The sequence below is a fragment of the Saccharothrix hoggarensis genome, assembly GCF_042678885.1.
GTDB classification, from domain to species: domain Bacteria; phylum Actinomycetota; class Actinomycetes; order Mycobacteriales; family Pseudonocardiaceae; genus Actinosynnema; species Actinosynnema hoggarensis.
Genome location: NZ_JBHTLK010000005.1, coordinates 39,192 through 62,655 on the forward strand (window position 1 = coordinate 39,192; position 23,464 = coordinate 62,655).

Consider the following 23,464-nt stretch of genomic DNA (forward strand, 5'->3'; position numbering starts at 1 on the left):
GGAGCGGTGCGCTACGCCCATGCTGGGCATCACCCTGCGGCGACGCACCCGTGACGTGGGAGAACTGGCGCTGAATCCCGCCCCTGCGGGGCCAGGGGCGGGTGACCGCACGCTACCCGGATCGACCGGCAGGCCGTAGTCATCTTCACCCGCACGGCCCAACGGTCGACGTGCTCGCCGTGCCGGAAACGACTCCGGCCCCGAGCCGCTGGGAAGGTCGCGACTCGGGGCCGAAGCGGGGTGGCCCGCCGCCAAGTGGAACCACCCGGAGACCGGAATGGCATCCGGTGCACGGAAGCTACCCGGCGACCACGTCAGGTCGGCGGATCGACCGGCACCAGCTCGCCGCTCTCCGTCTCCCTGACCAGCGACTCGGACGCGGGCACCCATCCTCGGCCGCACAGCTCGCAGTGGTACAGCCGCTGCTGCCGTCCTGGATGCCAGCTGTACTGGACGTCGCCCGCAGCAAGCACGGCGCGGCAGAACGGACACTCGGTCGGGCAGACCTCCCGGAGCCCGCCGGACCGGGTGATCACCCGCACCAGCACGCCGTGCTCCGCGACCGCGCCCCCGTCGTCAGCGAACATCGTCACAGCCGCGCGCCCGCCGTTGCCGTGCCCGGCGTGCGGGAGTCCACCAGCCGCCCGACGTCGCCCGCGTTCACGCGTCCACCGGCTCGACCAGCTCGGACGGGAGGACGACGTGCGCTATCACGCTGTCGATCTCCACCTCGTACCACCCTGGACCGTCGGTCGTGTAGCTGTTGCCCCACTTGGCCATCCGCACCTTGCCGTACCTGGCGTTGGCCTCGCCGAGGAGCTTGGCGAACACGCGGACGCGCTTTCCCGGCAGGATCCCGTGACCGTGGGCGGTGATCAGCACCGCGTCCAGCGCGGTCGCGGCGTACACGCTCGGCCAGTCGGCCGGCAGCTTGTCGTGCCAGTAGCCGCTGTCGCCGACCACCTTCTCGGGCCACAGCAACATGCGGGACAGGCGTTCCATGTCCGGGTAGCCCTTGGCGGCGGCTGCGTGGATCTGCGCCGTCAACACGCCCCGGTCCTTGTCCCACAGCTTCCGGGCCGCGAAGTCCAGCTCCAGGTGCGCGCGGTCGTCGGCCTTCGGGTCGGCGTCGAGCGGCACCAGCCGGGGGTTGTTCGCCGCCGCGACCCGGTAGAGAAACATGATCTCCGCCCGCTTCGGGTGACGCGGTCCGTGTCCGGCAGGGCCTCGACCGTTCTGGGCGAGCAGCCGCGGCTGGTAGCGGTTCACGATCTCGCGGCTCCGGTTGTCCAGGTGCCGCTCGATGTCGCGGGCCAGCCGCCCGTGCTCGTCGCGCCCGTACTGCTGGTCGCCGTTCTCCTGCTGCTCGCGCAAGTGGACGTCGGCGGGTGCCGGCTCGCCCTCGGGGGTGCCGGTCTGCGTGCGCCACCAGTCGGTGGGCACGGCCACGAACGCGTCGCGGCCGTAGGTGGTCACCGGCACGTGCGCGCCGGAGCGGCCGATGGCGTGCGCGTACGTCGCCTGGTTGGTCCGGAACCTGTCGGCCGGCACCGGCTCGTGGACGCGGACGCCGTTCGTCTCGGCGATGTTCGGGGAAGGCATTGGACAACCTTACGAACCTTACGAAACCGCAGGCAGACCGCTATCGGGTGAATCTCCGCCACTGGGGCCGCACTCCTGCGGCCGGAGCGAGAACGATCATCAAGAACTTCTGTAAGGTCCGCTTGTGGCCCGACCTCGCAAGAACCGTCCACCCCGCGTCACCGAGTGGCAGGCGAACCAGGCAGCCGTCACCATCCGGACCGGCCGCCTGAAGGTCGACCCGACCGGCGCGGCGAAGGCGCTGCACGACCACGACCGGCTCGACGCCGACGAGCTCGCCGACGTCGTCCGCTGGTGCGACGAGAACCCGCCGCACGGCCTGGACCGCGACGCGCTGGTGGCCGAGCTGCAAGCACGTGCGGTCCTCGTCGCCTACGTGGGCCAGCGCATCGAGCAGGAGCAGCGGCGGCACCAGCGCAGCCTCCTGCGCCTGCTGGAGGACGGCCACGTGGCATGGCGTGGTCACCGGATCTGGGCGGGCCAGTACGTCGGGCCGCTCGGCCTGACCGCGCAGAACGCCTGGACCACGCGGGACACGCTGTCGCGCCGGTTCAGCCAGGCCGACGACGGCCGCCCCGTGCCCGCCGATGCCGCCCGCTGGCTGACCGCGCACCGGGACGAGGTGGCCGAGGTGGGAGAGCTGCTGGTCGACCAGGCCCCCGACGTGCTCCACACCGTCGCCGACGTCGACGCGCGGACCCGACTCCGCGAGGCGATCGAGGACGTCGGCGAAGCGCTGGCGCCGCTGCCCGACATCACGTTCGCCGAGCTGGTGTTCACCGCGCTGCGCCGATGGTGGGACGCCGACCCGGCGGAGACCGCAGACCCGATCCTGCGCGACCTGGCCAGCCGCGGCCGGACGCTGCACGCCAGCTACACCGACCTGGAGGCGTCGGGACGATGAGCAAGGCACAGCGGACGTGGGACGAGCTGAACCAGCGTCAACGCCTCTATCTGACGACCATCCTCGAACTTGACCAGCAGGCCGAGGCCGACGTCAAGCGCATGTCGGCGAAGAGGATGCGCACGCCGCCGGCGTCGGAGTGGCGGCAGATCACCTACGACATCAAGCTCCCGAAGGAGATCGTCGGCTACAGCTCCGTGCAGGTGGTGTTGCGCGCACGGGGCGAGCACGACCCCGGCTCCGGGCCGACTCTGGCCGCGCTGCGCCGCCGGGAGCTGGTGGTCGTCACCTACGACCAGATCCACGTCGCGGGGTTCGGCATGGTCGACCGGATCCGGGTACGGCTGACCGCCGCCGGCCGCGCCGCTGCCCGGTACGGCACCGGCGTGATCACCCCGGCGCAGGCACCGAAGGGGCTGATGTCGCGGTGGTCGCTGATCGCCCTGGCCCGGCTGTATGAGGCGGGGGAGAACGGGCTGGCCAACGAGACCACCTGGGACCGCTCCGACGCCGCGCCGTCGTGGAACACGCTGCTGCGCCTGCGTGACCGCAGGGACGGCCCCCTCATCGAGAGCTTCGTCGCCGACCGGGCCGACCAGGGCCTGCACCAGCTCCGGCAGCACCGCGTGCGCTGCTCCCCGCTGGGCCGGCTGCACTTCGAGCTGCACCGCGCCTGCTACGCCGAGCTGTACCCGGACGTCGACCTGCCCGCCGCCCAGGAGGTGGAGGGCGCGCACACCGGGCTGGTCGACCACCGCGCGCCACGGCCGAAGCACCTGGTCCGCGACACCGACCTGCGCCTGCTGCTGCGGCTGGCCGAGCTGGAGGAGACCGACCGCAGCTACCTGCGCATGGTGATCACCGAGGAGTTCGAGCGCTGGCGCTACGAGATCCCCGGCTGGGTCGCCGCGATCCCGGCAGGCCTGCTGCTGTGGCAGGTGAAGGATCTGGTCCGCAGCAAGACGGCCGTCGACCGGCTCGCCGGCCACCCTGACGGGCCGCTGGTCGAGCAGGTCGACGTCTACGTGGGGGAGCGGCCACACCAGGACGCCACCACGATGCCGATGGTCGTGCTCACCGAGCAGGGCCGTACCCACCTGCGTGACCGCCGCGCCGACTACGAACGCGCCTACCCGGAGCTGTTCCCGTCCACGGCCGAGGTTCCGTAGGACGCGGCTCGTGACGTGATCACGCTGCCTCCGGCAGCCCGTCGACGTGCAGCGCGAGCGCGGCTCCGATGTGGCGGGTGTAGGCGGGCGGGATCGCCTCGGCCAACTCCTCCTTGTCGTCGGTCCAGTCGATCCCCATTGCCGCCTGCCAGTCCGCCGCCGAGCCCTTGCCGCCGCCATCGCCGTACGGCGCGACCATGTCGCCCTCGTAGCGGACGCCGTGCCGCCACCCGGCCACCCGATGCCCCGCGTGCAGCTCGGACTGCTTGTGCGCCAGGTTCGGCATCGACCAGCCGCCCAGCTCGAACTGCCGGTGCCGGAACACCTTCAGCCCGAAGTGCAGGCCGCACAGCATGACGTCCTTGCGCATCTTGGCGCGGCTCGGGAACGGCTGCTCGATCACGTACGGCCGGCCGACGATCAGCAACGCGGCCCGCGTCGCGGCGATCCACGACGTGTGGTTCCCGGCGAGGTGCTGGTTCGTTCCCAGGGTGAGCGTGCAGTCCGCCTGGCACGGTGGTGAAGCGTGCACCGCGTCGTACTCGTGGCCGTGCTCCAGCAGGTACTCGATCGCGTCGCCTTGGACGAACCGGTCGCCGGCGTAGCGGGGCTGCCTCACGACGTCGACCCCGTCGACCTCCCACCCGGCGAGTTGGTAGCCGCGGGCTGCACCTCCGGCGCAGCAGTAGAGGTCGAGCATCCGGCGACGCCTCACGGCTGGTCCGACGTGCGCCGTGCCCGGTACGCCGGGTGCTCCGTCCACGGGACGCACGCGCCGGTGTGCCACGGCTGGTGGATGCAGCGCCACCCGGCGCCCTCGGGTCCGGGGCACGGTGTCGCGCCTTCGCCGGTGGCGAGGTCGACGGTCAGGGACTGCGGTTGAGGGTCGCGCGCGGCGCGCAGGATGCGGCGCTCCCTCACGCCGAACGCCTCGGCCCGCTCCAGCGCCAGCCGCGCCTCGCGCCTCACGCTCTCCGGGACTTCCTCCGCGTCGGTCACGGGCGGCAGGTTGCCACGTCAGCACGACAGGGCGCCGCTCACTGGTCTACGGCCACCGCGCGGCGGGTGCCGGTGGAGCCCGCCCTTGTCGACGTCGCGGTTCTCGACCTCGACCCGCCACCCTCGGCAGCGGCCGAGGTGGGCCACCTGCTCGGCGATGACGACCGAGCGGTGCCGACCGCCCACGCAGGAGATCGCCACGGTGTACTGCCGCCGTCCAGCTTCACGAACACGGCGATCAGGGGAGTCCGCACTTCTGCGGGCGGACATCGTTGTGGGACAACGGGTTCACCCGTTCGCGCCTAGGTGCCTCCCCTCATAATCTGTATTATGAGGGGAGAACATCCACTTGATTCCGGAGGTAGTCCGATGACGAAGAAGCCCACGCCCGCCCAGCTCCGCGAGATCCACCTGCGGGACCAGCACGAGGCGCGCGTCCGCAGCAACGAGGACGCCGTGCTGGCGAAGGCCCGCAAGCTCGACCCGAACGACAAGAGCGAGGACGCCGAGTACATCCGCGAGGTGGCCGGCGACATCCAGGACCACCGCGACTCGGAAGCGCAGCGCGGCTGATCCACAACGGGCAGGGGTCGACGCTGCAACCGTCGACCCCTGCCCCGCTGCACGTTGCACAACCAATCCCTGATTCCCGCCCGCAAGGAGCCAGACCCCATGACCGCCCAGCCCGACACCGACGCGGACCGGTACGGCGACGCCACGTCGCTGCCCTACTGCGTGACGATCACCAAGCCCGGCCTGCCGACCGTCCACCTTGGCTACCCCTTCAAGTTCCAGGTCGAGATGGTGGCCCGAAAGCTGGAGATGGACCAGGGCACCGCCCGCCCCGCCGGCACCACGTTCGCCTTCGGCCCGACCCCGGCCGACATCCGCCCCCTCAGCCCGATCGACACCGCCGAGGCGGCGGCGGTCGAGATCATGCGCGAACCCGACGACCTCGACCTCCGATACCCCGACACCTGGTCACGCGTGAGTGCCCAGCACGTCGACCACGACGCCCGGCAGATCTGGCGTGCGGCCCTGGGCATGACGGAGGGGCCGGAGAGCGACGACCAGGAACCGGCGCGCACCCCCGACGTCAGCTTCCCCATCAGCCGCCCCGGCACCGGCTACGACCCCATCGAGCGCACCGTGTGGGACGCGGTGTCCCAGGCGGTCACCGCCGTGAACATCAAGGCCGCCATCGCCTCCGGCAGCGCCGACGTCGTCGCCGACCTCGTGGAGCGGGCGGTGCGCGCCGCGTTCGGCGCGCGGTGGGTGGCCCGCCCCGGCACGGTCGCGAAGGAGCTGCACGCGCTGGACGCGGCGGACGTCGCCGTCGACGCCGCCGAAGCGCTCGACGGCTTCCCCGACTTCGGCCTCGTCACCTACTCGGCCGACCCGCACAAGGACGGCTTCACCGTCACCGCCCGGCCGCTCGACGGCCTGGGGCAGCGCCGGTTCGAGTTCGAGGTCCGCGAGCTGTGAAGTCCTACAAGGACGAGCACAGCAACTGCATCGGCTTCGGGCCGATCAGCGGCCTGTCCGGCGTGGCCGAGGAGCTGATGTTGACCCTCGGCCACGACCCGGACGACCACCCCGAGCTCAGGGCCGAGCTGGAGCAGGCCATCGGCGAGGAAACGCTGAACCTCGGCCGCCAGATCCTCGCCGAGCACGGCCTGGTCGTCCGTGACTAGTTCCCGATCCATCCACTGCTGCACCAGTGAACGGAGCACCATGCCCACCCATCCCCGCGACAGCGGCGCCGACCCGTTCGGCGACCCGCTCCCCCAGCTCGCGCTGGAGGTCCGCAAGGCCGAGGACGAGATGATCAGCGTGGACGACTCGGCGATGTCCCCCGCCGAGGAGTGCGCCGCCTGCCCCGACCCGATCAGGAACGGCGAGTTCGTCGCCCGCATCGACCGCCAGTGGCTGCACGTCGACTGCGCGGAGAAGAAGCTCGACGCCCAGACCGAGCGGGAGCAGTGGCTGACCCTCGCCACCCACATCGCGTACACCCCGTCCAAGTACCCGGCCGCCGTCGTGCGCCGCGTGCTGCGCATCCTCCTGAAGTACGTGGCCGAGCGCGGGCGCACGCCGCTGGGCTCCCCGAAGCCCGGTACCACGCGCCTGCGCGCGACCAAGGTCACCGCCGACCGCGCCGAGATGCAGGTGTCCGTCCGCGCCGCGAACGGCGACACGCGGGCCTACGTCCGCGAGCACGGCGCGAAAGGCGGCGTCAAGGAGATCGGCCTGATCCTCAGCGACAACGACCGCCGCGCGCTCATCGCCGCGCTGGGCGGCACCAGCACCGGACCGGAGGTCAACCCCTCATGATCACGTCACCTCTGCCCGACGTCCACGCCGACGCCGTGGCGTTGACCGTGTTCCGCGCGCTGCCCGATGGCGAGACCGGCCGCCAGTACACGATCGCCGAGGCCGACTCCGGCCGCGACGCGATCGTCCGTTCGATCCGCAGCGCCGCGGCCGTGGGGTTCATCGCGGCCGCGGGCACCACCGGCGCGTACGCGGTGCTCGACGTCCTGAACCACGACGAGGACATCGTCCAGGACTTCGCCATCCCCACGCGGGCCGCGTTCGAGTGGTGGGCGCGCAAGCTGCACCTCTCCGTCGAACCCCCGGCGCCCTGGTTCGGCCGGATGCTGATGTGGCGGCGTGCGCAGCCCAGCGGCTGGGCGGTCGAGGTCGACGGCCGCGTGCACCGGCTGGTCCGTGTTCACGGGTCGAACAGCATGGACGCCTTCCAGGTCAGCCATCCGGGCTGGTACTTCATGGACCACCCGGACAAGCCCGAACCGCACCCGGCGGACCCGATCGGCCCCTTCGTGGCGGAGGTGCTGAGCGAGGCCAAGGAGCGCGCTGAGGCGTGGCTGCTGGTCGGCGAGGCGGACCGGCGGCTGGCCGAGGACTCCCCGGACTTCTTGTGGGTGTTCGAAGGCAACGGCGCGGTGATCGGCGACGCCTTCAACGCCTCCCCCAACCCCGACCAGGGCCGGGTCGACGTCCACAAGGTCGACGTGCAGCGCGGGAGCCGCGGTGTGCTGGTCGGCTCGATCACTCCGCGCTTCGAAGCGGTCACCGGCATGGTCCTGACCTGGACGCCGCACCGCTTCGGCCGGCCGGTCATGGAGCCGTGCACGAGCTGGCACGCCGCCGTGCGTGCCCTGGTGCGGGAGCTGGACGACCGCGCCCCGCACACCAACCTCGGCGCGATGGACGACGAGGAGTGGCCGTGACGGGCCGCAAGGACGCCGTCGAGGCGTGGAACGCCCTCAACAAGAGGCAGCAGGTGTACCTGGAGCACATCTACTACGCCGACCAGGACGCCGAGCACGAGGCCCGGTCCGGCGACTGGATGCGGATGCGTCCCGGACCGGCCGCCGAGTGGCGGTGGGTGCCCTACTCGCAGGAGAACAGCGTCGAGGACACCCCGATCCAGCGCGGGCTCCGCAGCCGCGGGGAGCTGGACGTCGGCGCGGGCCGGACCCTGGGCGCGCTCGAACGGCGCGACCTGATCGAGATCAAGGACGAGCCGTTCGCCACGCCGTTCGGTGTCCGGAACCTGGTGATGGTCAAGCTCACCACCTTGGGCCGGGCGACCGCGCGGGCCGGCCTGGGCCACGTCGCGCCGAAGAAGAAGCCGGCCGGGATGCTGCCGGACTGGGCGTGGGAGACGCTGGGCCGGCTCTACGCGGCCGGAGACCAGGGTCTCGGCTGGAACCTGCCGTGGAACAAGGGTGTGTCGAACAAGGCGCACGACGTCCTGATCGGCCGTCCGGACGGGCCGTACCTGGCCGGCGACCGCTACGGCCGCCGGACGATCACGGCGCGCGGCATCCACCACTTCGAGGTGCACCACGCCTGCTACTCGGCGCTCTACCCCGAGGCCAAGGTGCCGGAGCCGCGGCCGAACCCGTACGCCCACGACGGGCTCGCGGGACACCGCCGCCCGCTGCCCGCCGACCTGCTCGACGCGCCGACGTTCCGACTGCTCGCGCACCTGGTGATGCTGCACGCCACCGGCAACGACGCCCAACGGCGCTCGATCGTCGCCGAGTACGTCCGCCACGACCTGCCCGTGCCGGACGAGGTGGCGTCGCTGCCGCCGTGCCTGCGCAGGGCTGACATCGGCAGGGCGCAGGGCAAGCCGACCGCGGGCAGCATCGACACGCTCCTCGGGCACCCGGACGGGCCGCTCGTGCAGGCGTTCGACGTCCTGGTCTACCCGCGTCACGACATCCGCAGCGAGATGTTCGCCGTGACCGACGCGGGCCTGGCGCACTATGCCGCCAACCTGGAGCGCTACCGGCGCCACCTGCCCGACGTCCCCGCCTACGACCCGTCGACCTGACCGAGGAGCCCCGATGCTTCGCAGACTGTTCGCCGCCCGCAGGCGGTCCCGCCCGCCGGTCGTGGTCGACATGCGCACCCTGCGCAACGTCTCGTCCGACTACACCTACTTCATCGAGTTGGGCGACTTCCGCAACGCGCACCTGTGCGCGCTGATGATCACGAAGTGGACCCAGATGGAGCGGCGGCACGGCAGCGCCCGCCGCAAGCGGCGCCTGACCGAGCTGTACGAGTCGTGGCGCAGCATCGCGGACGAGGTCAACCCCGCGGCCGAGTTCCACCAGGACTAGCCGCACCGCGGCCGACAACCTGATTCCCCCGATCACGAGAGGAGGAGAGGATGCCCACCACGCTCTGCACGGCGTTCGGCATCATCCCCGCCAACGCTCGACCGCCCACCGCCCGCAGGGCCGGGCGATGACGGCCATGAAGGACCGTCCGCGCACCGACGACGCCGAGGTGTGCCCGGAGTGCGACCAGCGGCTGCTCGCCGAGGTGCGCGACGGCCGGCCCGTCGACTTCCCCACCGACGAGCAGGGCCGCCGGGTGCACTTCACCTGCATCAACCGCCCGTTCACGTGGCGGTGGAGCCCCCAGAAGTGCGTCGCCTGGCTGGAGGCGTACTGGGCCGAGAAGGACGCGGCGGCCCGCGCCGAGCTGGACCGCCGCAACGCCAACACCGAGGTCGACCAGCTCGACCTGCTCAACCCCGAGGAGACCTGACGTGCGTCCCGCAACCGTCATCGGCCTGGTCGTCGGCGTCGCGCTCATCGGCGTGGCCGTCAACGACTCCATGACCCCGAGCCCGCGGGACACGCGGCCGTGGATCGTGAAGACCACCCCGCTGCACAAGGGCCACGTGGGAGGCCCCGGCCACATGGAGTGCGTGCTGGTGGACGCGGACGGCATTCCCGTGGAATCCAAGCTCGTCCCGCTCGCCAACGTCCCGAACTACGCGGACCTGTACGCCGGCGACCCCTGCCCGTCCGCCTGACCAACCACCGAGGAGCACGACGAGATGACCGACGACAAGATCGACTTCGAGAGCTTCGACCCCGACGACTTCGTCAGCCAGTTCTGGCCGATGCCCGTCTTCAGCGAGGACCGGGTCAAGGCCGCCACGGGCACGGCCGCCGAGCTGATGCGGTGGAACTGCCACGCCCTGATCAACAGCCGCGACCGCGTCCTCCCCTACCCCAGCTCGGTGGGCACGGTGACCTCCCGACTCGCCTCGACCGCCTCGGGCATGAACCAGGTGCTCGGGTACCTGGCGGAGCGCATGGAGATCCTGGCCGAGGAGCCGGCGCTGTACGACGACCGCAACCCGCACTCGGAACGGCTCGCCCCCCAGCACGTTCCCGCCGAAACGGCCCAGAGCGCCGCCGCCAAGCTCCGTGAGGCCGCGGCGTTGGCGAACCAGCTCATGCGCGTGCTCGGCGAGGCGGGCGGCCACCTCGGACGGCTCGGCCTCAGGGAGTAGAACGTCGCGGGCCGGCCGGACCAACCTTGGTCCGGCCGGCCCGCTCTTTCCGACCGCACCAGCACGACCCGACACGAAGGAGCCCTTCCCATGCCACTCGACACCCCCGACCTGATCACCGCGCTGCGGCGGTGGACCGCCAACCAGGACTGGCACGTCTGGGCCGCGGTCGAATACCTGATCAGGCACGACCACTGGCTGCGGCGCCGCTCCTTCCTGGACGTCGCGGTCCGGGAGTACCCGGAGGACGGCGACGCGGCGATCCTGTGGCGGGAGGCACGGGAGGCGTTCGACGCCGGCGCGTTCGACAAGTCCAGCACGAACGAACGCGCGGTGCTCGACTTCGCCTTGGCGCTGGGCGGCAACCGGTACCGCACGTCGCAGATGGGCCACTTCAACAGCGCGGCGTTCGCCCGCGCGGCGCGCGACGCCGCCTACGGCCCCCCGATCGCCACGCCGGAAGCCGTCGCCGCCTCGCGGCTGTGGCGTGAGCTGGAGGACGTGGAGTCGATGACGAAGGTGGTCGCCGCGGTGCGGGCGACCCTGCGGTTCTGCGACGAGTTGGACGTCGCGCACACCAAGGCCGACGTCGACCCGGTCGCGTCGCAGCTCCGGGGGCGGATCGCGCACGCCCTCGGACTCCTGCCCGAGGCGTAGACGATGCACCGCCCCGACGACGAGGTGACGTCGATCCCGAGCACCGCGGACCTCCTCTCGACCGCCGCCTACGCGGGCGGCAACCGTGTGGCGCAGCTCCGCGACCTCTGCGTCCTGATCGGCGACCAACACGGACCCGTGCCGAGCCGGAACGCGCGCCTGGTGTGCTCCTCGTGCCGGGAACCGGGAGGCGGGAAGCACCCGTTCCCCTGCTCCACGTGGGTCGGCGCGGCGCGGATCATGGGCTGGAAGTTCCCCCGCCACCTGGTCGACCGTTCCGGCGCGGCCGTGCCCGCGGACCTGATCGCCGACGACGAGCCCGCCGCGGTGACCGGAGGAGAGACCCGATGACGGAGAACGCCGCCGAGCTGGAGCCCGTGCCCGGTGTCGTCACGCCGGTGCGCAACCCGGACGGCGAGCGGCGGTTCGCCGAACTCGAGCTGGTTCACGACTGGCTGGCCGAGGCGGCGGGCAACACCCGGTCGACCTACGCCGACGCGATCGGCTACCCGTTCCACCACACGTCGATCGGCAGGTGGCCGCCGCCGGCGGAAGCGTTCCGGGACACGCGCCTGCTGCGCAACGGCGCGACGTGGATCTCCTGGTGCATCGAGGAGGGCGTGCACCTGCTGGACGCCACCCGGAGCGACGTCGTGCGGTGGACCGAGGAACTGCGGGAGGCGCCGCATCCGGAGACCGGCGAGCTGCTGTCGCACGCCACCCGCGCGCACATGTTCACCGCGACGAACGCGTTCTACCGGTGGGCGGTCGAGGAGGATCACGCCGAGTCCAACCCGCTGGCGCTGGTCAACCGGAAGAAGCTGGAGGTCAACCAGCCGAAGAACCCCTCCCCCACGAGGTCGCTCGACACCGTGGAGATCGCCCGCCTTCAGTGGGCGGCCGACCACGACCCGGTGGAGTACGTGCGGCTGCGGTCCTCGGCGCTGGTCGCCGTGCTGTACCGGCTGGGAATGCGGGTGTCGGAACTGCTCAACGCCGACGTCGGCGACATCGTGATCATGCAGGGGGTCCGGGTTCTGCGGGTCACGCTGAAGGGCAACCGGGAGCACATCTACAAGATCCCGATCGACGTGTGGACGAGGCTGGAGCGCTACCTGGCGTCGCGGGGCGTCAGCACCGCGGTGGCGGTGCGCGGGCAGGAGGGCGGACGGCGGGAACCGCTGTTCATCACCCGCAACGGCACCCGGATGCTGCGGGGCGACACCACGGCGCTGATCCAGCGGCTCGCCGAGCTCGGCGGGGTCGAAGACCCCAAGTCGGTCACGCCGCACACCGCGCGGCACTCGCTGATCACCGCGTTGCGGCAGGCGGGTGTGCCCGACAAGGAGATCCAGCGCCTGGTGGGGCACCTCTACTCGTCCACCACCGACCGGTACGGCAAGCACGTGCTGGCGCTCGCCAACAGTCCGCTGGACGTGACCAACGAGCTGTTCGAGCAGGCGCTTGAAGAGGTTCAACGAGCGAAGGAGCGACAGACGTGACCGGAACGGACGGCATGGCCGATGGCGCTGAGGGGTTGACCGCCGACCAGGCACAGCAGGCGGAGACCATCATCAGGATGCTGCGTGAGTCCGCCCGCAACCAACCGGAGTCCACCGATCCCCTGCCGTCGTGGGTGCCGGACTTCGTGCAGGCTATGGGACCGAGGCTGACGGAGGCACTGGAGCAGCGGGACTCCGACCGAGCGTTGGCGATCCTGATGGTGCTCATGCGGGAGGTGCCCGGCGGGTTCCACGCGATGGCCAAGGCGATGGAGCAGGTGTTCCTGGGGTCGGACCTTCCGCCGCGCTGAACTTCCCCCCGGCCATGACCGAAGTGCCCCGTCACCACCAAGTCGTGACGGGGCACTTCGGCGTTACGGCGTCCAGTGGTCAGATGTCGAGCCATGTGCGGCGCGGGTTCAGTCGGACGGAGGAACGCCTGTCCGGCCGGAGCTGTCGGGGTCGGGCCGCATGATGCCCGCCATGAGTCGCCAGATGATCCACGACCGCACCGAGACCCACGTGAAGGCGTTGCCTGGGATGCGGGTGTGGCACAACGCCGGGTGCACTTCGTGGATCGACGTTCACGACGACGGCGGCTTCACGGTCGGTCACGCGGCGGACTGGCGGATCTTCACCACGCCGATCCCCTCGGAGCCGGGGCCTTCACGAGATCGCACCTTGCGCGTCGAGTTCACCGGGTGATCCAGTGCCGCGGGGGCTTCCCGCGCCGGAAGCCCCCGCCTGCCCTTCGGCCGGCTCCCGCCGGCGGTGCTTGCCCCGGTCGTGTCGGGACTGACGGATGGCTGGGCCGGCCATGAGCACGGCGAGTAGCGCGCACAGGGTGGCGAGCGCGGCCAGTAGGCCGTGAACCACCACAGTGGGGAAGGCCACATTAGGCAACCATTTGGCCGCGCCGAGTAGCGCCCAGAACGCGCTGAGGCAGGTCAAGAGAATAAGCAGCCAAAAGCCGACGCCATCCTGCCAGTTTTCGCGGTGACGCCACGGTTGGAACACCAGCAGGTCGAATGCCAGGCACAGCAGGCACGAGGTCAGGCCGACCGCTACGACCAGGTCCGATAGGTTCACGCGGCTCTCCATCCGTACGGGGAGCCGAAGGGTACGAGCAGGTGACGCCACCTGGGCCAGGCACGGGCATTCCACATCTGGAATCGCGTTTCAAAACTGTACGTAGCGGGATGTGACGTACAGGAGTGAAATAGTCGGGGGAGGAGCCACTGCACTGGCTCCCTCACTTCCGGAGGCGCACATGCTCGGCAACACCGAAGGGTCGTCGCAGTCACAGCACTATCCGGGCATGGAAGCTCCGGCGTTGCCCGAGCCGACCTCGGAAATGCGTCGAGGCGCGAACGCGCTCGGCGCGATGCTGATCGCCTACACCAACGCCGGGTTCACGCGGGCGGAGGCGTACGGCCTGGTTCAGATGATCCTTCACAACCAGGGGCACCACTGATGGCCGCGCCGAGGCCGGGGCCGAGGATGGCCGGACCGCGGCGGATGCTGACCGAGGAAGCGTTGGACCGCTGGCTGCACCGGATCCCCGACGCCTACCGCGCCTACCGGAACGACCCGCTGTACAACTCGCGGATCACCATGTGGCGGCACCTGCTCGCGACGGTGGAGATGGCGATGGAGGACAACGGGGTCGACATGGCCACGCGGGAGCGGGTCATCAACACGGCGATCTACGGTTCGCCCGACGTCGGCCAGGCCCTCGAACGCCTGGCTACGGCGGACGCGGAGGACGCGGCGGCGGGGCCGCGGATCCTCATGGACGACCTTCTCCGCACGGCCTCCTCAGGCCACTGACCGGCCCGAACCCCACCTGATTCCTCTGCTGTTTGGCGGTCGACCGACTGCACTCGGTCGACCGCCCCTGCGTCGCCCGAGGGGACTACCCGGTGAGCACCACTTCTATGCGCACGATTTCGTGCGCGGTTCCGAACTGCCCATCCGTCCTGCCGCACGACGTCCCGGACCGACTGTGCGGCACGTGCATGAACGACCTGATCCAGACCCTGCGGTCGCTGACCGAACCGGAGGTCGGCGACCTCGGCGACCCGATGCCGAGCCTGCTGGACGAGCTGCGCACCACCATGCTGCGGCAGGGCCGCATGGGCAAGGTCGACGTCGGCGTGGTGTCGCGGACCGCCGACACGAAGCTGCCGATCAGCGACCAGCGCGGCGCGGAGGCGATGCAAGCCCTCCACAACGAGCTGTCGACCTGGATCCGCGACCTGTACGGGGAGTTCATGCCCGAGCGCACCGCGCTGTGCCTGTTCATCGCGGCGCCGGACGGCCGCGGTCGGGTGCTCGCGCGCGGCTTCCGGGATGGCCCGGACTGCGAGGACAGCATCGAGTCGATGGCGGCGTGGTTGCTGCGTCGCACGTCCTGGTTGGCGGAGCACCCGGCTGCGGCCGAGATTTACGAGACGATCACCGCGGCCGTGGCGCGCATCTGGTGGGCCATCGACCGGCCGCCGGAGCGGTGGTTCGCGGGCGTCTGCGACCTGGAGGGGTGCGCGGGCGAGGTGTACGGGAAGCCTGACGGCGAGACGGCGAAGTGCCGGACGTGCGGCGAGGTCTTCGACGTCCACGAACGCCGCGTGGAGTTGCTGCGCGCGGCCCAGAGGCTGCGGCTGGGTGCGGCCGAGCTGTCCAGGGCGCTGCCGAACCTGCTGGGCCGGCCGCTGTCGGAGGAGTCGATCCGCACCTGGGCGCGCAACGGCGAGCTGGCGACGTCCTGGGCGACGCGCGGCGCGAAGGCGTGGCCGGTGTTCCTGGTCGGCGACGTGATCACCCTCGCGCTGACGAAGCCGACACGCCGGCGGCGCCGCAAGACCGACGTGGAGTCCGTTGTGGCGTGATCGGATGCTTAAATGGGATCACCGCCGAGGGAACAACTATGTCCACAGCTCCGGCGGCCCCCAGCGAAACGCCTCTGACCAGCGGAAAGCCGTCCGACACAGTCGGGCGGCTTTCGTCGTTTTCGGACACCGGAAGGAGGCTCCGGTGGACGATCCGGACCTGCCCGACCTCGACCTCGGCCACGGCGTGACCGCGCGGTGGACCGGCTGGCGACCGGAGCGCGACATCAACCCACAGTACGACGGCATCCCCGACGTGGAGCGCTTCGGCCTGCTGGTCGAGCACGCGGCCGGCGACGGCTCGCCGTGCGCCAGCTTCGCCACGTTCGACGGCGAGGTGCAGCGGCTCGTCGCGCCGGACAGCCCGAAGTGGGACGTCGTCACGCTGGAGCCGTTGACGTTGTCGCCGTCGTTGCTGTGCCGCGCGTGCGGGCACCACGGGTTCGTCCGGGACGGGCGATGGGTTCCGGCCTGAGCCGTGCCCTGGCGTTCGTGCTGTTCGTCGGCGCGGCCAGGGCCGATGCCATCCCGTCCCAGCTCGCCCGGTTCCGCGCCGAGTTGCCGCCACTGCTGGGCGGCTTCCGCGAGACCGGCGACGAGCGGCCGGTCCGGGAGCTGATCCGCGACGTCATGGGCGCCGACTGGCGGCCCGCGGCCGAGTGGCGCGACGCGATCAGCGCCGCCACCGGCACCCCTCCCTGAACCTCGGTGCCCGGCGGACGGCACGCCGCCGGGCACCGAGCACCAACCCGTCCTGTGCCGCTGGAGGTGATCGGCCATGACGACCGGAGTGCGGTACCTGGAGACGCGGGACGTGCCGCTGCACGACCTGGTCATGTACCCCGGCAACGCCAAGCGGGGCGACGTCGACCAGATCCGGGCGTCGTTGAAGCGCAACGGGCAGTACCGGTCGCTGGTGGTCCGGCTGATGCCGGACGGCAGCATGGTCATCCTCGCCGGTAACCACACCTACCAGGCGTTGCGGCTGGAGCGGTACGACACCGGGCGTTGCGAGATCATCGAGTGCGGCGACGACACCGCGCGCCGGATCAACCTCGCCGACAACCGGCTCGCCGAGCTCGGCGGCTACGACGACGACGCCCTGGTGCAGCTCCTGTCCTACCTGGACGACGACTACACCGGCACCGGCTACACGCAGGCCGACGTCGACCGGCTCCTGGACCCGCCGTCGTTCGACGGCGGCGAGGACGAGGAGGAGTCGCCCTCGGGCATCGGTGAGCCGGTGGTCGCCTACAACCTGGTGTTCGACGACGAGACGCAGCAGGCCCGCTGGTACTCGTTCGTGCGCTGGCTGAAGCGGGAGTACCCGGACTGCGAGACGCTGGGCGAACGCCTGATGCGGCACCTGGACACCGTGCCGGTCGGCGGTGCCGACCGGTGACGCGGGTCAAGCGGTTCATCGACGCCAACGTGTTGGACGAGGCGCGGCGGCGCATCCACCACGTCTACGACCTGTTCGACGCCGTGGTGGTCGCGTTCTCCGGCGGCAAGGACTCGTTGGCGCTGCTGCACCTGACGCGGGAGGTCGCCGCCGAGCGGGGCGTCGACCGGGTGCACGCGGTGTTCCGCGACGAGGAGCTGATCCCCGACTCGGTGATCAACTTCGTGGACGAGTACCGGCGACTGCCGTGGCTCGATCTGACCTGGTACGCGGTGCCGCTGGAGTCCACCAAGTACGTGCTCGGGCAGAACTCCCGCTACGTGCAGTGGGATCCGAACCGCCCTCACCTTCGGCCGATCCCGCCGTGGGCGACGACCCTGGCCGATCTCGGGTTGCCCGAGGGTCGGGTGATGTCGCAGTACGACATGGACGCGGTCACGGCCGCGCCGTTCAAGGGCCGGGTGGCGATCATGACCGGCGTGCGGGCGTCCGAGTCGCTGATGCGGTGGCAGGCCAGCGTCGTGAAGTTGAACGAGAACTACATCAACGCCTCCAGCACGCCGAAGGCGTCGCTGTGCAAGCCGCTGTTCGACTGGCAGGAGAACGACGTCCTGCGGTTCTTCTACGACCGCGGGATCCGGTACTGCCCGATCTACGACCACCAGGCTTGGGCGGGCAACGCGCTGCGGGTGTCGACGCCGCTGCACGCCGAGGCCGCGAAGTCGCTGCACTTCCTCCGCGCCACCGAGCCGACCTTCTACGGCCAACTCATGGAGCTGTTCCCCGAGATGACCGTCCAGGAGCGCTACCACCGGGAGATCGACCGGGCGGCGCTGCTGGCCCGCTACGCCGAGTCGTGGGACGGCATCGAAGAGTGGATCAAGACCTACATCACCGACCCGTCACAGCTCGCGGTGGCGCTGAAGAGGTTCGCGGCCGTCCGGGTCAGCGCCCGCCGCACGCCGGACTCCTACCCGCTGGGCTACGTGCTGAAGTCCTTCGTCTCCGGCGCCTACAAGCGCCGGATCATGCCGCAGGCGCTGGCCGACCAGACGAGAGCCGACCGGGCGAGAGGAGGCCAACGGTGACGACGGACAGGCTGACACCCACCCCTCCCGGTGAGGATCCGCTGTCGCACATCCAGTGGGTGGCGACCGGGCGGCTCGACCCGAACGCGTGGAACCCCAACCGGGTCCACAAGGCCGAGCTGAGGTTGCTGGAGAAGTCGTTGCTGGTCACCGGGTGGATCCAGCCGCTGCTGGTCAACCCGGACGCGTTGATCATCGACGGGTTCCACCGGTGGCGGCTGGCGCAGGACTCGAAGCGCGTCAAGGAGCGGTGGGGCGGCCGGGTGCCGGTCGCCGTGCTGGACCTCGACCGGCCGCAGGCCATGATGCAGACGATCCGGATCAACCGGGCCAAGGGCACGCACGTGGCGGTCTCGATGTCGGAGATCGTCCGCGAGCTGATCGGCGAACACGGGTACGACCCGCAGCAGATCGCCGCCGAGATCGGCGCGACCCGCGACGAGGTCGACCTGCTGGCGCAGGACGGCGTGTTCGCGGTGAAGGGCATCGCGGACTGGGCGTACAGCCCCGCCTGGTACCCGGCCGAGAACGGCAAGCGGGTGACGACGTGACCCGCAGGTTCGACGCGGTGTCCTACGTGACCGCCTGGTCCACCGGGCGCCGGTTCCCCGCCATCCACAACGGCATCATGTCGGTGGTGCGCGCCGAGATCGAGCCGGAGGACGGCGTGGTGCTCGATCTGTGCTCCAGCACCGGCCTGCTGTCCCGGCAACTGGCCGACGTCGGGCACTACCCGGTGGTCGCGGTCGAGCAGCCCGGCCCGGCGCTCCAGCTCGGCATGAACGCCGGCGTGTACGACGAGCTGCCGGTGCTGCCGCTGCGCATCGCGCGGGACACCCTCGGCGGCCTGCTGGCCTGGGTGGAGGAGCGGAAGGTGACCACGGTGGTGGCCCGCCGCTGCTTCCCGGAGTTGCACGACGCCCTCGGCGAGGAGTTCGCCACGATGGCCGCGGGCCTGGTCGACGCCGGGGTGCGGCGCGTCGTGCTGGAGGGCCGCATCTTCAGCGCTCGCACGACTCACTCGCTCGGCACGGCGTCCCGCGAGGTCGCCGCCCTCGCCCCGCGGTGGCGGGGTCGTGCTCACGGACCGTTCGCCTTGCTCACGGCAGCCTGATTGACCAAGATCATTACACAGCGTAATATGTCTTTGGTCAGCAACACATCCAGGAGGATGCCGTGGGACTGTCGACCTACAACGGCTTCTCGGGCAGACAGCGCGAGCAGGTGCAGCGCTGGCTGAACGAGCAATGGGACAGCGGCGAGTTGCCGCGGCCTTCGGTCTGCGTCGCCTGCGGGCAGATCGAAGGGATCATCGACGGGCACCTGGAGAACTACGACGAGCCCACCAGCTACGTCGACCTCTGCGTGACCTGCCATCTGCTCCTGCACATGCGGTTCCGCCGCGCCGCGGCGTGGCTGCGGTACCGCGAGCGGGTCGCCGCCGGGTGGCAGGCGCCGCCGATGCACCGACGCGGCCAGGCGATCGGAGAGCTGGCCAAGGGCATCCTCGCCGGCAAGTACCCCGCCGGCGTGCAGCGCGCGGCCGCCCCCGGCAAGACATTCCTCGACCAGCTGTCCACGACGGCCGCGCCGCTCTGGTAGGTGACGAACGGGAGGTGACTCCCGTTGAGCGCATCTGCCGCGCAGCGCGCCAAGACCGCAGAACGCCGCGCCCAGGCGATCCAGCTGAAGTTGGCCGGTCTGGACTTCGAGACGATCGCCCAGCGGTTGGGCTACTCCTCCCGCCAGGCGGCGCACAAGGATCTCCAGCGGGCGCTCGCCCGCAACCTGGCGCTGGAGGCGGCCGCGGCCGACGAGTTGCGGCACGTCGAGCTGATGCGGCTCGACCGCTTGCAAGGCGCGTTCTGGGCCAAGGCGGTCGGCGGTGACATCAAGGCGGGCGAACTGTGCCTCCGGATCATCGCCGAGCGCCGCAAGCTTCTGGGTCTCGATGCCCCCGCCCAGGTGGAGGTGATCACCCTTGACGCGGTCGACGCCGAAATCAGGCGGCTCGAAGCCGAGCTCGGTCGACTCGGTGATGCAGCTCAAGCTGATGAAGCTGCGGCGGCTACGGGAGCTGAAGACTGAGCGGCAGCACCTCGAAGCCGAGCGGCTGCGCAACATCGACGTGTTCGAGCAGTTGGGCTACCGGCCCAACTGCCTGCCCTTCATGCGCGGTGAGATCCCGGCGCCCTGCGGACAGTGCCCGCAGGAGCAGTTCCACGCGGCCACCGAGTTCGACGTGCTGTACGGCGGCGCGGCCGGCGGCGGCAAGACGAAGGCGCTGCTGATGGAGGGCCTCCGGGCCTGCGTCCGCTACCCCGGTCTCCGGGTGGGTGCGTTCCGCCGCACCTACCCGGAGCTGGAGGAAAGCCTCCTCGCGGAGCTGACCGAGGTGGGCTTCGCCAAGGCGCTCGGCGCGCACTGGAACGGCACCAAGTACAACCTGCTGTTCCCCAACGGCTCCCGGCTGATGTTCCGGTACGCCGAGACGTTGCAGGACGCCACCCGCAGGCAGGGCGGCCAGTACCAGCTCCTGCTGTTCGATGAGCGGACCCTGACGCCTCCGAACGTCATCTCGTTCCTGGAGTCGCGGCTGCGCTCCGGCCGCGCCGACATCCCCGTGCTGGGCATCCGCTCGGGCACCAACCCCGGCGGCCCTGGCCACGGGTTCGCCAAGGACCGCTACATCGTGCCCACGTCGTACGGGTCGAAGACCTACCGCGACGTCCGTGGTCGAGAGGTGCGGTTCATCCCGAGCAAGCTGTCGGACAACCCGCACGTCAACCCTGAGTACCAGCACGACCTGGACGCGCTGCCCGAGCAGTTGCGCTCGGCCTTCCGAGACGGCAACTGGGACACCTTCGCGGGGCAGATGTTCAGCGAGTGGTCCTACGACCGGCACGTGGTCAAGCCGATGACGCTGCCCAAGACGTGGAAGCGCTACAACGGCATCGACTGGGGCTACTCGAAACCGTGGGCGGTGCTGTGGGCCGCGGTGGACGAAGACGGCCGCGTGTGGGTCTACCGCGAGCTGTACAAGACCCGCGTCGGCGAGTCCGACCAGGCCAAGATGATCCTCGCCGCCGAGGCCGAGGACGAGCACGTGAGCAGCCGGTGGGCTGACGACGCGATGTGGGCCACCCGCGGCGAGGCCCGCCCGGTGTCCGACATCTACGCCGAGAACGGCGTCTACCTGACGCCGGCGGGCAAGGGCGGCCGGGTCGCGGGCTGGCAGCGGGTCCACTCCTACCTCGGCGAAGGCCCCGCCTGCGCCCACCACCGGGCGATGGGGTGGGCGACCTGCCCGATGGTGCACGTCTTCGAGACGGTCACCGAGCTGATCCGCACCCTGCCGACCCTCCCCCACGCACTCAGCGGCGACCCCGAGGACGCCGACACCAACGCCGAGGACCACTCGCCGGACGCGTTCCGGTACCTGGTGATCAATCTCGGCGGCGGCGCGGAGTTCGTCATCCACCCGGACCAGGAGGAGCCGCCGGAGGTGGCGACGGTGGGCGTCTACGCCTACCGGGCCGACCCGTCGCTCCCTGCCTGGTCGACGTCGGACGTCGAGCACGAGCCCGGCGCGGTCACGACCATGCCCGACCCCGACGAGTCGTAACCCATGAAGGAGGTGGTGCGTCGTGGCGTTCAACCTCCTGTGGTGGCGCTCCCGATCGCAGGAGCCAGTGACGGAAGCCGCGGCGGCGCCGCTGACGACCCCGCCGCGCAGCGGGTTCGAGTTCGGCATCCCGCCGGGCGGGCTCACCGAGTACAACCAGGGCCTCGGCGTCGCCACGCAGACCGACCGCCGGTCGATGATGACCCAGCTGTTCGAGGCGTTCCTGGCGTGCCCGTGGGCGTGGTCCAGCGTCAACGCCATCGCCCGCACGATCACCGCGGGCGGGCTGGTCACCGACTGGGTCAACCCGGACGGCGACGGCGACGCAGAGCAGCCGCAGAAGCCGGAGAACGTGCTGGCGTTGGAGCGCCTGCTGGCCTACTGCAACCCCCGCGAGGACATCCGCCAGTTGCTTCGGAGCACCATCGCCGACCTGCTCGTTTTCGGTGACGCGTACATCGAGGTCGTCTGGTGGCTCGGCGTGCCGGTCGCGCTCTACACGCTGGACTCGCCGGCCATGCTGCCGATCGCCGACGAGCACGGCGAGATCAGCGGCTACGTGCAGATCACCGACAACCAGCAGCGTGCCGAGTTCGCGCCGCACGAGGTGATCCACATCAGCCTGGACGCGCCCCGAAGCGGCGTGTTCGGCATCTCCCCCACGCAGGCCGCGATGCTGCCGATCACGGCGTGGCTGTTCGCGGCGGCCACGCTGAAGGAGACGTACCGCAAGGGCAACCCGCCGAACGTGCACGCCGACCTGCCCCGCGACAACTCCCCGGCCGAGATCAACCGGTGGACGCAGCAGTACATGGTGCGCAACGTGGGTCCGCGCAACATCGGCAACCCGGTGGTCACCAAGGGCGGCGGGACGATCAAGGAGTTGCAGCACACGCGGATCACCGAGGCGCTGGCCACGTTGGACCAGAAGCGCGACGAGATCCTGGCCTGCTACGGCGTGCCGCCCGCCGAGGTCGGCGTGATCGAGTCGGGCAACATCGGCGGCGGCACCGGCGAGTCGCAGCGCAAGACGTACGAGACGAACACGTGCGACCCGATCGGCGCGATCCTGCTGGAGAAGCTGGTGTACGCGCTGGTCACCAAGGGCTTCGGGATCACCGGCTGGACGCTGAAGTTCCCGAAGGTCGACATGCGGGACTCCAAGGTCATCGAGGAGATCCGGGAGAAGCGGATCCGGACCGGCCAGTGGACCCTCAACCGCGCCCGCGCCGACATCGGCGAGCCGCCGGTGGAGGGCGGGGACGTGCCGATGTTCCTCGACGCGCAGCACGCGTTCGCGTGGCGCGACGTCGTCGCCTACGTGCAGGCCACCATCGCGGCCAAGCTGCGCGGCACCGGCCTGGATCCCGGCGAACCGGCGGACGAGGACCGGCCGATCCAGCTGGTGCGCACCTCGGAGCCGGTCGACCCGGCGAACGACCAGGGCGAGCCCGACGACGACCAGCCCGGTCCCCCCGAGCTGGTCGACCCGACCGGCAAGAAGACCGTGCCCGACGACGACCAGGACGAGAAGCCGGACGAGTCGTACCGACGCTTCACCGCCTGGCATCGGGACTACAGCGCCCGCCGCGCTGAAGCCCTGGAGACGTTGCCGCGGGTCGCTGCGTGAACGGGGCGACGGTCGACCAGGCGGACGTCCTGGAGGACGAGCCGGACGAGGACACGGCGGCGTTCGACGTCGAGCTGACCGGCCACCCGCTTCGCGCCCAGGACGTGCCCGCGCTCATCCCGAAGATCATCGGATAACCCTGAAGGAGAT

37 protein-coding genes are annotated in these 23,464 nt (G+C 70.7%); 31 read left to right on the forward strand and 6 right to left on the reverse strand.

From position 1 onward, the window contains the following. Nucleotides 1-314: 314 nt before the first annotated feature. Nucleotides 315-587 (reverse strand): hypothetical protein, encoded by a 273-nt coding sequence (locus tag ACFQ3T_RS02180; RefSeq protein WP_380719150.1) that lies wholly within the window; start codon nucleotides 585-587, stop codon nucleotides 315-317. A 73-nt stretch (nucleotides 588-660) separates the two neighbouring features. Next, entirely contained in the window at nucleotides 661-1,602 is a 942-nt protein-coding gene (locus ACFQ3T_RS02185; protein ID WP_380719152.1) for a hypothetical protein, read from the reverse strand. A 124-nt stretch (nucleotides 1,603-1,726) separates the two neighbouring features. Between ACFQ3T_RS02185 and ACFQ3T_RS02190 the strand changes: the two genes are divergently transcribed. Then, nucleotides 1,727-2,506 (forward strand): hypothetical protein, encoded by a 780-nt coding sequence (locus ACFQ3T_RS02190; RefSeq protein ID WP_380719154.1) that lies wholly within the window; start codon nucleotides 1,727-1,729, stop codon nucleotides 2,504-2,506. Further along, nucleotides 2,503-3,675, forward strand: a complete 1,173-nt coding sequence (locus ACFQ3T_RS02195; protein WP_380719156.1) for a hypothetical protein — start codon at nucleotides 2,503-2,505, stop codon at nucleotides 3,673-3,675. Before ACFQ3T_RS02190 ends, ACFQ3T_RS02195 begins: the two co-directional genes overlap by 4 nt. Before the next feature lie 19 nt (nucleotides 3,676-3,694). Here ACFQ3T_RS02195 and ACFQ3T_RS02200 read toward each other — a convergent pair whose 3' ends face one another. The 3 genes from ACFQ3T_RS02200 to ACFQ3T_RS02210 are packed head-to-tail and all read right to left on the reverse strand — an operon-like array spanning nucleotide 3,695 to nucleotide 4,944. Continuing rightward, nucleotides 3,695-4,375: a class I SAM-dependent methyltransferase gene (locus ACFQ3T_RS02200; RefSeq protein WP_380719158.1), complete on the reverse strand. Its 681-nt coding sequence runs from the start codon at nucleotides 4,373-4,375 to the stop codon at nucleotides 3,695-3,697. Nucleotides 4,376-4,386: 11 nt separating this feature from the next. Beyond that, complete coding sequence (locus tag ACFQ3T_RS02205; protein ID WP_380719159.1) at nucleotides 4,387-4,674, reverse strand: hypothetical protein; 288 nt, start codon at nucleotides 4,672-4,674, stop codon at nucleotides 4,387-4,389. A gap of 18 nt (nucleotides 4,675-4,692) precedes the next feature. Next, nucleotides 4,693-4,944: a RapZ C-terminal domain-containing protein gene (locus ACFQ3T_RS02210; RefSeq protein ID WP_380719161.1), complete on the reverse strand. Its 252-nt coding sequence runs from the start codon at nucleotides 4,942-4,944 to the stop codon at nucleotides 4,693-4,695. A 99-nt stretch (nucleotides 4,945-5,043) separates the two neighbouring features. On the opposite strand from ACFQ3T_RS02210, the gene ACFQ3T_RS02215 reads away from it, so the two are divergent. The 15 genes from ACFQ3T_RS02215 (at nucleotide 5,044) to ACFQ3T_RS02285 (ending at nucleotide 13,386) form a co-directional block, all read left to right on the forward strand. Further along, nucleotides 5,044-5,247 carry a hypothetical protein gene (locus ACFQ3T_RS02215; RefSeq protein WP_380719163.1) on the forward strand — a complete coding sequence of 68 codons (204 nt, stop codon included), beginning with the start codon at nucleotides 5,044-5,046 and terminating at the stop codon, nucleotides 5,245-5,247. Nucleotides 5,248-5,346: 99 nt separating this feature from the next. After that, entirely contained in the window at nucleotides 5,347-6,159 is an 813-nt protein-coding gene (locus ACFQ3T_RS02220; protein ID WP_380719165.1) for a hypothetical protein, read from the forward strand. Then, entirely contained in the window at nucleotides 6,156-6,368 is a 213-nt protein-coding gene (locus ACFQ3T_RS02225; RefSeq protein WP_380719167.1) for a hypothetical protein, read from the forward strand. The genes ACFQ3T_RS02220 and ACFQ3T_RS02225 overlap by 4 nt, the downstream gene beginning before the upstream one ends. Before the next feature lie 40 nt (nucleotides 6,369-6,408). Then, the gene (locus ACFQ3T_RS02230; RefSeq protein ID WP_380719169.1) at nucleotides 6,409-7,008 is read left to right on the forward strand and encodes a hypothetical protein; all 600 of its coding nucleotides are present in this window, start codon (nucleotides 6,409-6,411) and stop codon (nucleotides 7,006-7,008) included. Continuing rightward, the gene (locus ACFQ3T_RS02235; RefSeq protein ID WP_380719172.1) at nucleotides 7,005-7,928 is read left to right on the forward strand and encodes a hypothetical protein; all 924 of its coding nucleotides are present in this window, start codon (nucleotides 7,005-7,007) and stop codon (nucleotides 7,926-7,928) included. Before ACFQ3T_RS02230 ends, ACFQ3T_RS02235 begins: the two co-directional genes overlap by 4 nt. Next, a complete protein-coding gene (locus ACFQ3T_RS02240; protein ID WP_380719174.1) occupies nucleotides 7,925-9,043 on the forward strand; it encodes a hypothetical protein in 1,119 nt (372 codons plus the stop codon). The genes ACFQ3T_RS02235 and ACFQ3T_RS02240 overlap by 4 nt, the downstream gene beginning before the upstream one ends. Before the next feature lie 13 nt (nucleotides 9,044-9,056). Next, nucleotides 9,057-9,332, forward strand: a complete 276-nt coding sequence (locus tag ACFQ3T_RS02245; RefSeq protein WP_380719175.1) for a hypothetical protein — start codon at nucleotides 9,057-9,059, stop codon at nucleotides 9,330-9,332. Nucleotides 9,333-9,468: 136 nt separating this feature from the next. Next, entirely contained in the window at nucleotides 9,469-9,765 is a 297-nt protein-coding gene (locus ACFQ3T_RS02250) for a hypothetical protein (protein ID WP_380719178.1), read from the forward strand. 1 nt (nucleotide 9,766) lies between these two features. After that, complete coding sequence (locus ACFQ3T_RS02255; protein ID WP_380719180.1) at nucleotides 9,767-10,036, forward strand: hypothetical protein; 270 nt, start codon at nucleotides 9,767-9,769, stop codon at nucleotides 10,034-10,036. Between the two features lie 24 nt (nucleotides 10,037-10,060). Further along, complete coding sequence (locus ACFQ3T_RS02260) at nucleotides 10,061-10,522, forward strand: hypothetical protein (RefSeq protein WP_380719181.1); 462 nt, start codon at nucleotides 10,061-10,063, stop codon at nucleotides 10,520-10,522. Between the two features lie 90 nt (nucleotides 10,523-10,612). Next, entirely contained in the window at nucleotides 10,613-11,179 is a 567-nt protein-coding gene (locus ACFQ3T_RS02265) for a hypothetical protein (RefSeq protein WP_380719183.1), read from the forward strand. A 3-nt stretch (nucleotides 11,180-11,182) separates the two neighbouring features. Beyond that, nucleotides 11,183-11,530: a hypothetical protein gene (locus tag ACFQ3T_RS02270; RefSeq protein WP_380719185.1), complete on the forward strand. Its 348-nt coding sequence runs from the start codon at nucleotides 11,183-11,185 to the stop codon at nucleotides 11,528-11,530. Continuing rightward, nucleotides 11,527-12,681, forward strand: coding sequence for a tyrosine-type recombinase/integrase (locus ACFQ3T_RS02275; protein WP_380719187.1), 1,155 nt, complete (start codon nucleotides 11,527-11,529; stop codon nucleotides 12,679-12,681). Before ACFQ3T_RS02270 ends, ACFQ3T_RS02275 begins: the two co-directional genes overlap by 4 nt. Further along, a complete protein-coding gene (locus ACFQ3T_RS02280; RefSeq protein WP_380719189.1) occupies nucleotides 12,678-12,992 on the forward strand; it encodes a hypothetical protein in 315 nt (104 codons plus the stop codon). Before ACFQ3T_RS02275 ends, ACFQ3T_RS02280 begins: the two co-directional genes overlap by 4 nt. A 160-nt stretch (nucleotides 12,993-13,152) precedes the next feature. Next, a complete protein-coding gene (locus ACFQ3T_RS02285; RefSeq protein ID WP_380719191.1) occupies nucleotides 13,153-13,386 on the forward strand; it encodes a hypothetical protein in 234 nt (77 codons plus the stop codon). Here ACFQ3T_RS02285 and ACFQ3T_RS02290 read toward each other — a convergent pair. Beyond that, a complete protein-coding gene (locus ACFQ3T_RS02290; protein WP_380719193.1) occupies nucleotides 13,348-13,770 on the reverse strand; it encodes a hypothetical protein in 423 nt (140 codons plus the stop codon). The two genes, ACFQ3T_RS02285 and ACFQ3T_RS02290, sit on opposite strands and share 39 nt — an antisense overlap. Before the next feature lie 181 nt (nucleotides 13,771-13,951). On the opposite strand from ACFQ3T_RS02290, the gene ACFQ3T_RS02295 reads away from it, so the two are divergent. The 14 genes from ACFQ3T_RS02295 (at nucleotide 13,952) to ACFQ3T_RS02360 (ending at nucleotide 23,451) form a co-directional block, all read left to right on the forward strand. Beyond that, nucleotides 13,952-14,155, forward strand: a complete 204-nt coding sequence (locus tag ACFQ3T_RS02295) for a hypothetical protein (protein ID WP_380719195.1) — start codon at nucleotides 13,952-13,954, stop codon at nucleotides 14,153-14,155. 44 nt (nucleotides 14,156-14,199) lie between these two features. Further along, complete coding sequence (locus tag ACFQ3T_RS02300) at nucleotides 14,200-14,511, forward strand: hypothetical protein (RefSeq protein WP_380719197.1); 312 nt, start codon at nucleotides 14,200-14,202, stop codon at nucleotides 14,509-14,511. 188 nt (nucleotides 14,512-14,699) lie between these two features. Further along, nucleotides 14,700-15,569, forward strand: a complete 870-nt coding sequence (locus ACFQ3T_RS02305) for a hypothetical protein (RefSeq protein WP_380719199.1) — start codon at nucleotides 14,700-14,702, stop codon at nucleotides 15,567-15,569. Between the two features lie 145 nt (nucleotides 15,570-15,714). Beyond that, nucleotides 15,715-16,044: a hypothetical protein gene (locus tag ACFQ3T_RS02310; RefSeq protein WP_380719201.1), complete on the forward strand. Its 330-nt coding sequence runs from the start codon at nucleotides 15,715-15,717 to the stop codon at nucleotides 16,042-16,044. After that, nucleotides 16,029-16,271 (forward strand): hypothetical protein, encoded by a 243-nt coding sequence (locus ACFQ3T_RS02315; protein ID WP_380719203.1) that lies wholly within the window; start codon nucleotides 16,029-16,031, stop codon nucleotides 16,269-16,271. The genes ACFQ3T_RS02310 and ACFQ3T_RS02315 overlap by 16 nt, the downstream gene beginning before the upstream one ends. A 76-nt stretch (nucleotides 16,272-16,347) precedes the next feature. After that, nucleotides 16,348-16,971, forward strand: a complete 624-nt coding sequence (locus ACFQ3T_RS02320; protein WP_380719205.1) for a ParB/RepB/Spo0J family partition protein — start codon at nucleotides 16,348-16,350, stop codon at nucleotides 16,969-16,971. Continuing rightward, nucleotides 16,968-18,059, forward strand: coding sequence for a phosphoadenosine phosphosulfate reductase domain-containing protein (locus tag ACFQ3T_RS02325; protein WP_380719207.1), 1,092 nt, complete (start codon nucleotides 16,968-16,970; stop codon nucleotides 18,057-18,059). Before ACFQ3T_RS02320 ends, ACFQ3T_RS02325 begins: the two co-directional genes overlap by 4 nt. After that, a complete protein-coding gene (locus tag ACFQ3T_RS02330; protein ID WP_380719209.1) occupies nucleotides 18,056-18,610 on the forward strand; it encodes a ParB N-terminal domain-containing protein in 555 nt (184 codons plus the stop codon). The genes ACFQ3T_RS02325 and ACFQ3T_RS02330 overlap by 4 nt, the downstream gene beginning before the upstream one ends. Beyond that, a complete protein-coding gene (locus ACFQ3T_RS02335) occupies nucleotides 18,607-19,173 on the forward strand; it encodes a hypothetical protein (RefSeq protein ID WP_380719211.1) in 567 nt (188 codons plus the stop codon). The genes ACFQ3T_RS02330 and ACFQ3T_RS02335 overlap by 4 nt, the downstream gene beginning before the upstream one ends. Nucleotides 19,174-19,235: 62 nt before the next feature. Next, entirely contained in the window at nucleotides 19,236-19,661 is a 426-nt protein-coding gene (locus ACFQ3T_RS02340) for a hypothetical protein (RefSeq protein WP_380719214.1), read from the forward strand. Between the two features lie 24 nt (nucleotides 19,662-19,685). Next, nucleotides 19,686-20,147 carry a hypothetical protein gene (locus ACFQ3T_RS02345; protein ID WP_380719216.1) on the forward strand — a complete coding sequence of 154 codons (462 nt, stop codon included), beginning with the start codon at nucleotides 19,686-19,688 and terminating at the stop codon, nucleotides 20,145-20,147. Further along, entirely contained in the window at nucleotides 20,098-21,684 is a 1,587-nt protein-coding gene (locus ACFQ3T_RS02350) for a terminase large subunit domain-containing protein (protein ID WP_380719218.1), read from the forward strand. The genes ACFQ3T_RS02345 and ACFQ3T_RS02350 overlap by 50 nt, the downstream gene beginning before the upstream one ends. Nucleotides 21,685-21,751: 67 nt before the next feature. Next, a complete protein-coding gene (locus ACFQ3T_RS02355; protein ID WP_380719220.1) occupies nucleotides 21,752-23,314 on the forward strand; it encodes a phage portal protein in 1,563 nt (520 codons plus the stop codon). Then, on the forward strand, nucleotides 23,311-23,451 hold the full coding sequence (locus ACFQ3T_RS02360; RefSeq protein ID WP_380719222.1) for a hypothetical protein: 141 nt from the start codon (nucleotides 23,311-23,313) through the stop codon (nucleotides 23,449-23,451). The genes ACFQ3T_RS02355 and ACFQ3T_RS02360 overlap by 4 nt, the downstream gene beginning before the upstream one ends. The last annotated feature ends 13 nt before the right edge of the window (nucleotides 23,452-23,464 follow it).

Bases quoted from the DNA above. Each gene is read 5' to 3' on its own strand.
- ACFQ3T_RS02200 (WP_380719158.1), bottom strand. From the start codon at position 4,375: ATGCTCGACCTCTACTGCTGCGCCGGAGGTGCAGCCCGCGGCTACCAA.
- ACFQ3T_RS02275 (WP_380719187.1), top strand. From the start codon at position 11,527: ATGACGGAGAACGCCGCCGAGCTGGAGCCCGTGCCCGGTGTCGTCACG.
- ACFQ3T_RS02315 (WP_380719203.1), top strand. From the start codon at position 16,029: ATGGGTTCCGGCCTGAGCCGTGCCCTGGCGTTCGTGCTGTTCGTCGGC.
- ACFQ3T_RS02180 (WP_380719150.1), bottom strand. From the start codon at position 587: ATGTTCGCTGACGACGGGGGCGCGGTCGCGGAGCACGGCGTGCTGGTG.
- ACFQ3T_RS02195 (WP_380719156.1), top strand. From the start codon at position 2,503: ATGAGCAAGGCACAGCGGACGTGGGACGAGCTGAACCAGCGTCAACGC.
- ACFQ3T_RS02260 (WP_380719181.1), top strand. From the start codon at position 10,061: ATGACCGACGACAAGATCGACTTCGAGAGCTTCGACCCCGACGACTTC.
- ACFQ3T_RS02250 (WP_380719178.1), top strand. From the start codon at position 9,469: ATGAAGGACCGTCCGCGCACCGACGACGCCGAGGTGTGCCCGGAGTGC.
- ACFQ3T_RS02210 (WP_380719161.1), bottom strand. From the start codon at position 4,944: ATGTCCGCCCGCAGAAGTGCGGACTCCCCTGATCGCCGTGTTCGTGAA.
- ACFQ3T_RS02305 (WP_380719199.1), top strand. From the start codon at position 14,700: ATGAACGACCTGATCCAGACCCTGCGGTCGCTGACCGAACCGGAGGTC.
- ACFQ3T_RS02300 (WP_380719197.1), top strand. From the start codon at position 14,200: ATGCTGACCGAGGAAGCGTTGGACCGCTGGCTGCACCGGATCCCCGAC.
- ACFQ3T_RS02245 (WP_380719175.1), top strand. From the start codon at position 9,057: ATGCTTCGCAGACTGTTCGCCGCCCGCAGGCGGTCCCGCCCGCCGGTC.
- ACFQ3T_RS02220 (WP_380719165.1), top strand. From the start codon at position 5,347: ATGACCGCCCAGCCCGACACCGACGCGGACCGGTACGGCGACGCCACG.
- ACFQ3T_RS02185 (WP_380719152.1), bottom strand. From the start codon at position 1,602: ATGCCTTCCCCGAACATCGCCGAGACGAACGGCGTCCGCGTCCACGAG.
- ACFQ3T_RS02350 (WP_380719218.1), top strand. From the start codon at position 20,098: ATGCAGCTCAAGCTGATGAAGCTGCGGCGGCTACGGGAGCTGAAGACT.
- ACFQ3T_RS02270 (WP_380719185.1), top strand. From the start codon at position 11,183: ATGCACCGCCCCGACGACGAGGTGACGTCGATCCCGAGCACCGCGGAC.
- ACFQ3T_RS02285 (WP_380719191.1), top strand. From the start codon at position 13,153: ATGATGCCCGCCATGAGTCGCCAGATGATCCACGACCGCACCGAGACC.
- ACFQ3T_RS02265 (WP_380719183.1), top strand. From the start codon at position 10,613: ATGCCACTCGACACCCCCGACCTGATCACCGCGCTGCGGCGGTGGACC.
- ACFQ3T_RS02215 (WP_380719163.1), top strand. From the start codon at position 5,044: ATGACGAAGAAGCCCACGCCCGCCCAGCTCCGCGAGATCCACCTGCGG.
- ACFQ3T_RS02320 (WP_380719205.1), top strand. From the start codon at position 16,348: ATGACGACCGGAGTGCGGTACCTGGAGACGCGGGACGTGCCGCTGCAC.
- ACFQ3T_RS02230 (WP_380719169.1), top strand. From the start codon at position 6,409: ATGCCCACCCATCCCCGCGACAGCGGCGCCGACCCGTTCGGCGACCCG.
- ACFQ3T_RS02235 (WP_380719172.1), top strand. From the start codon at position 7,005: ATGATCACGTCACCTCTGCCCGACGTCCACGCCGACGCCGTGGCGTTG.
- ACFQ3T_RS02295 (WP_380719195.1), top strand. From the start codon at position 13,952: ATGCTCGGCAACACCGAAGGGTCGTCGCAGTCACAGCACTATCCGGGC.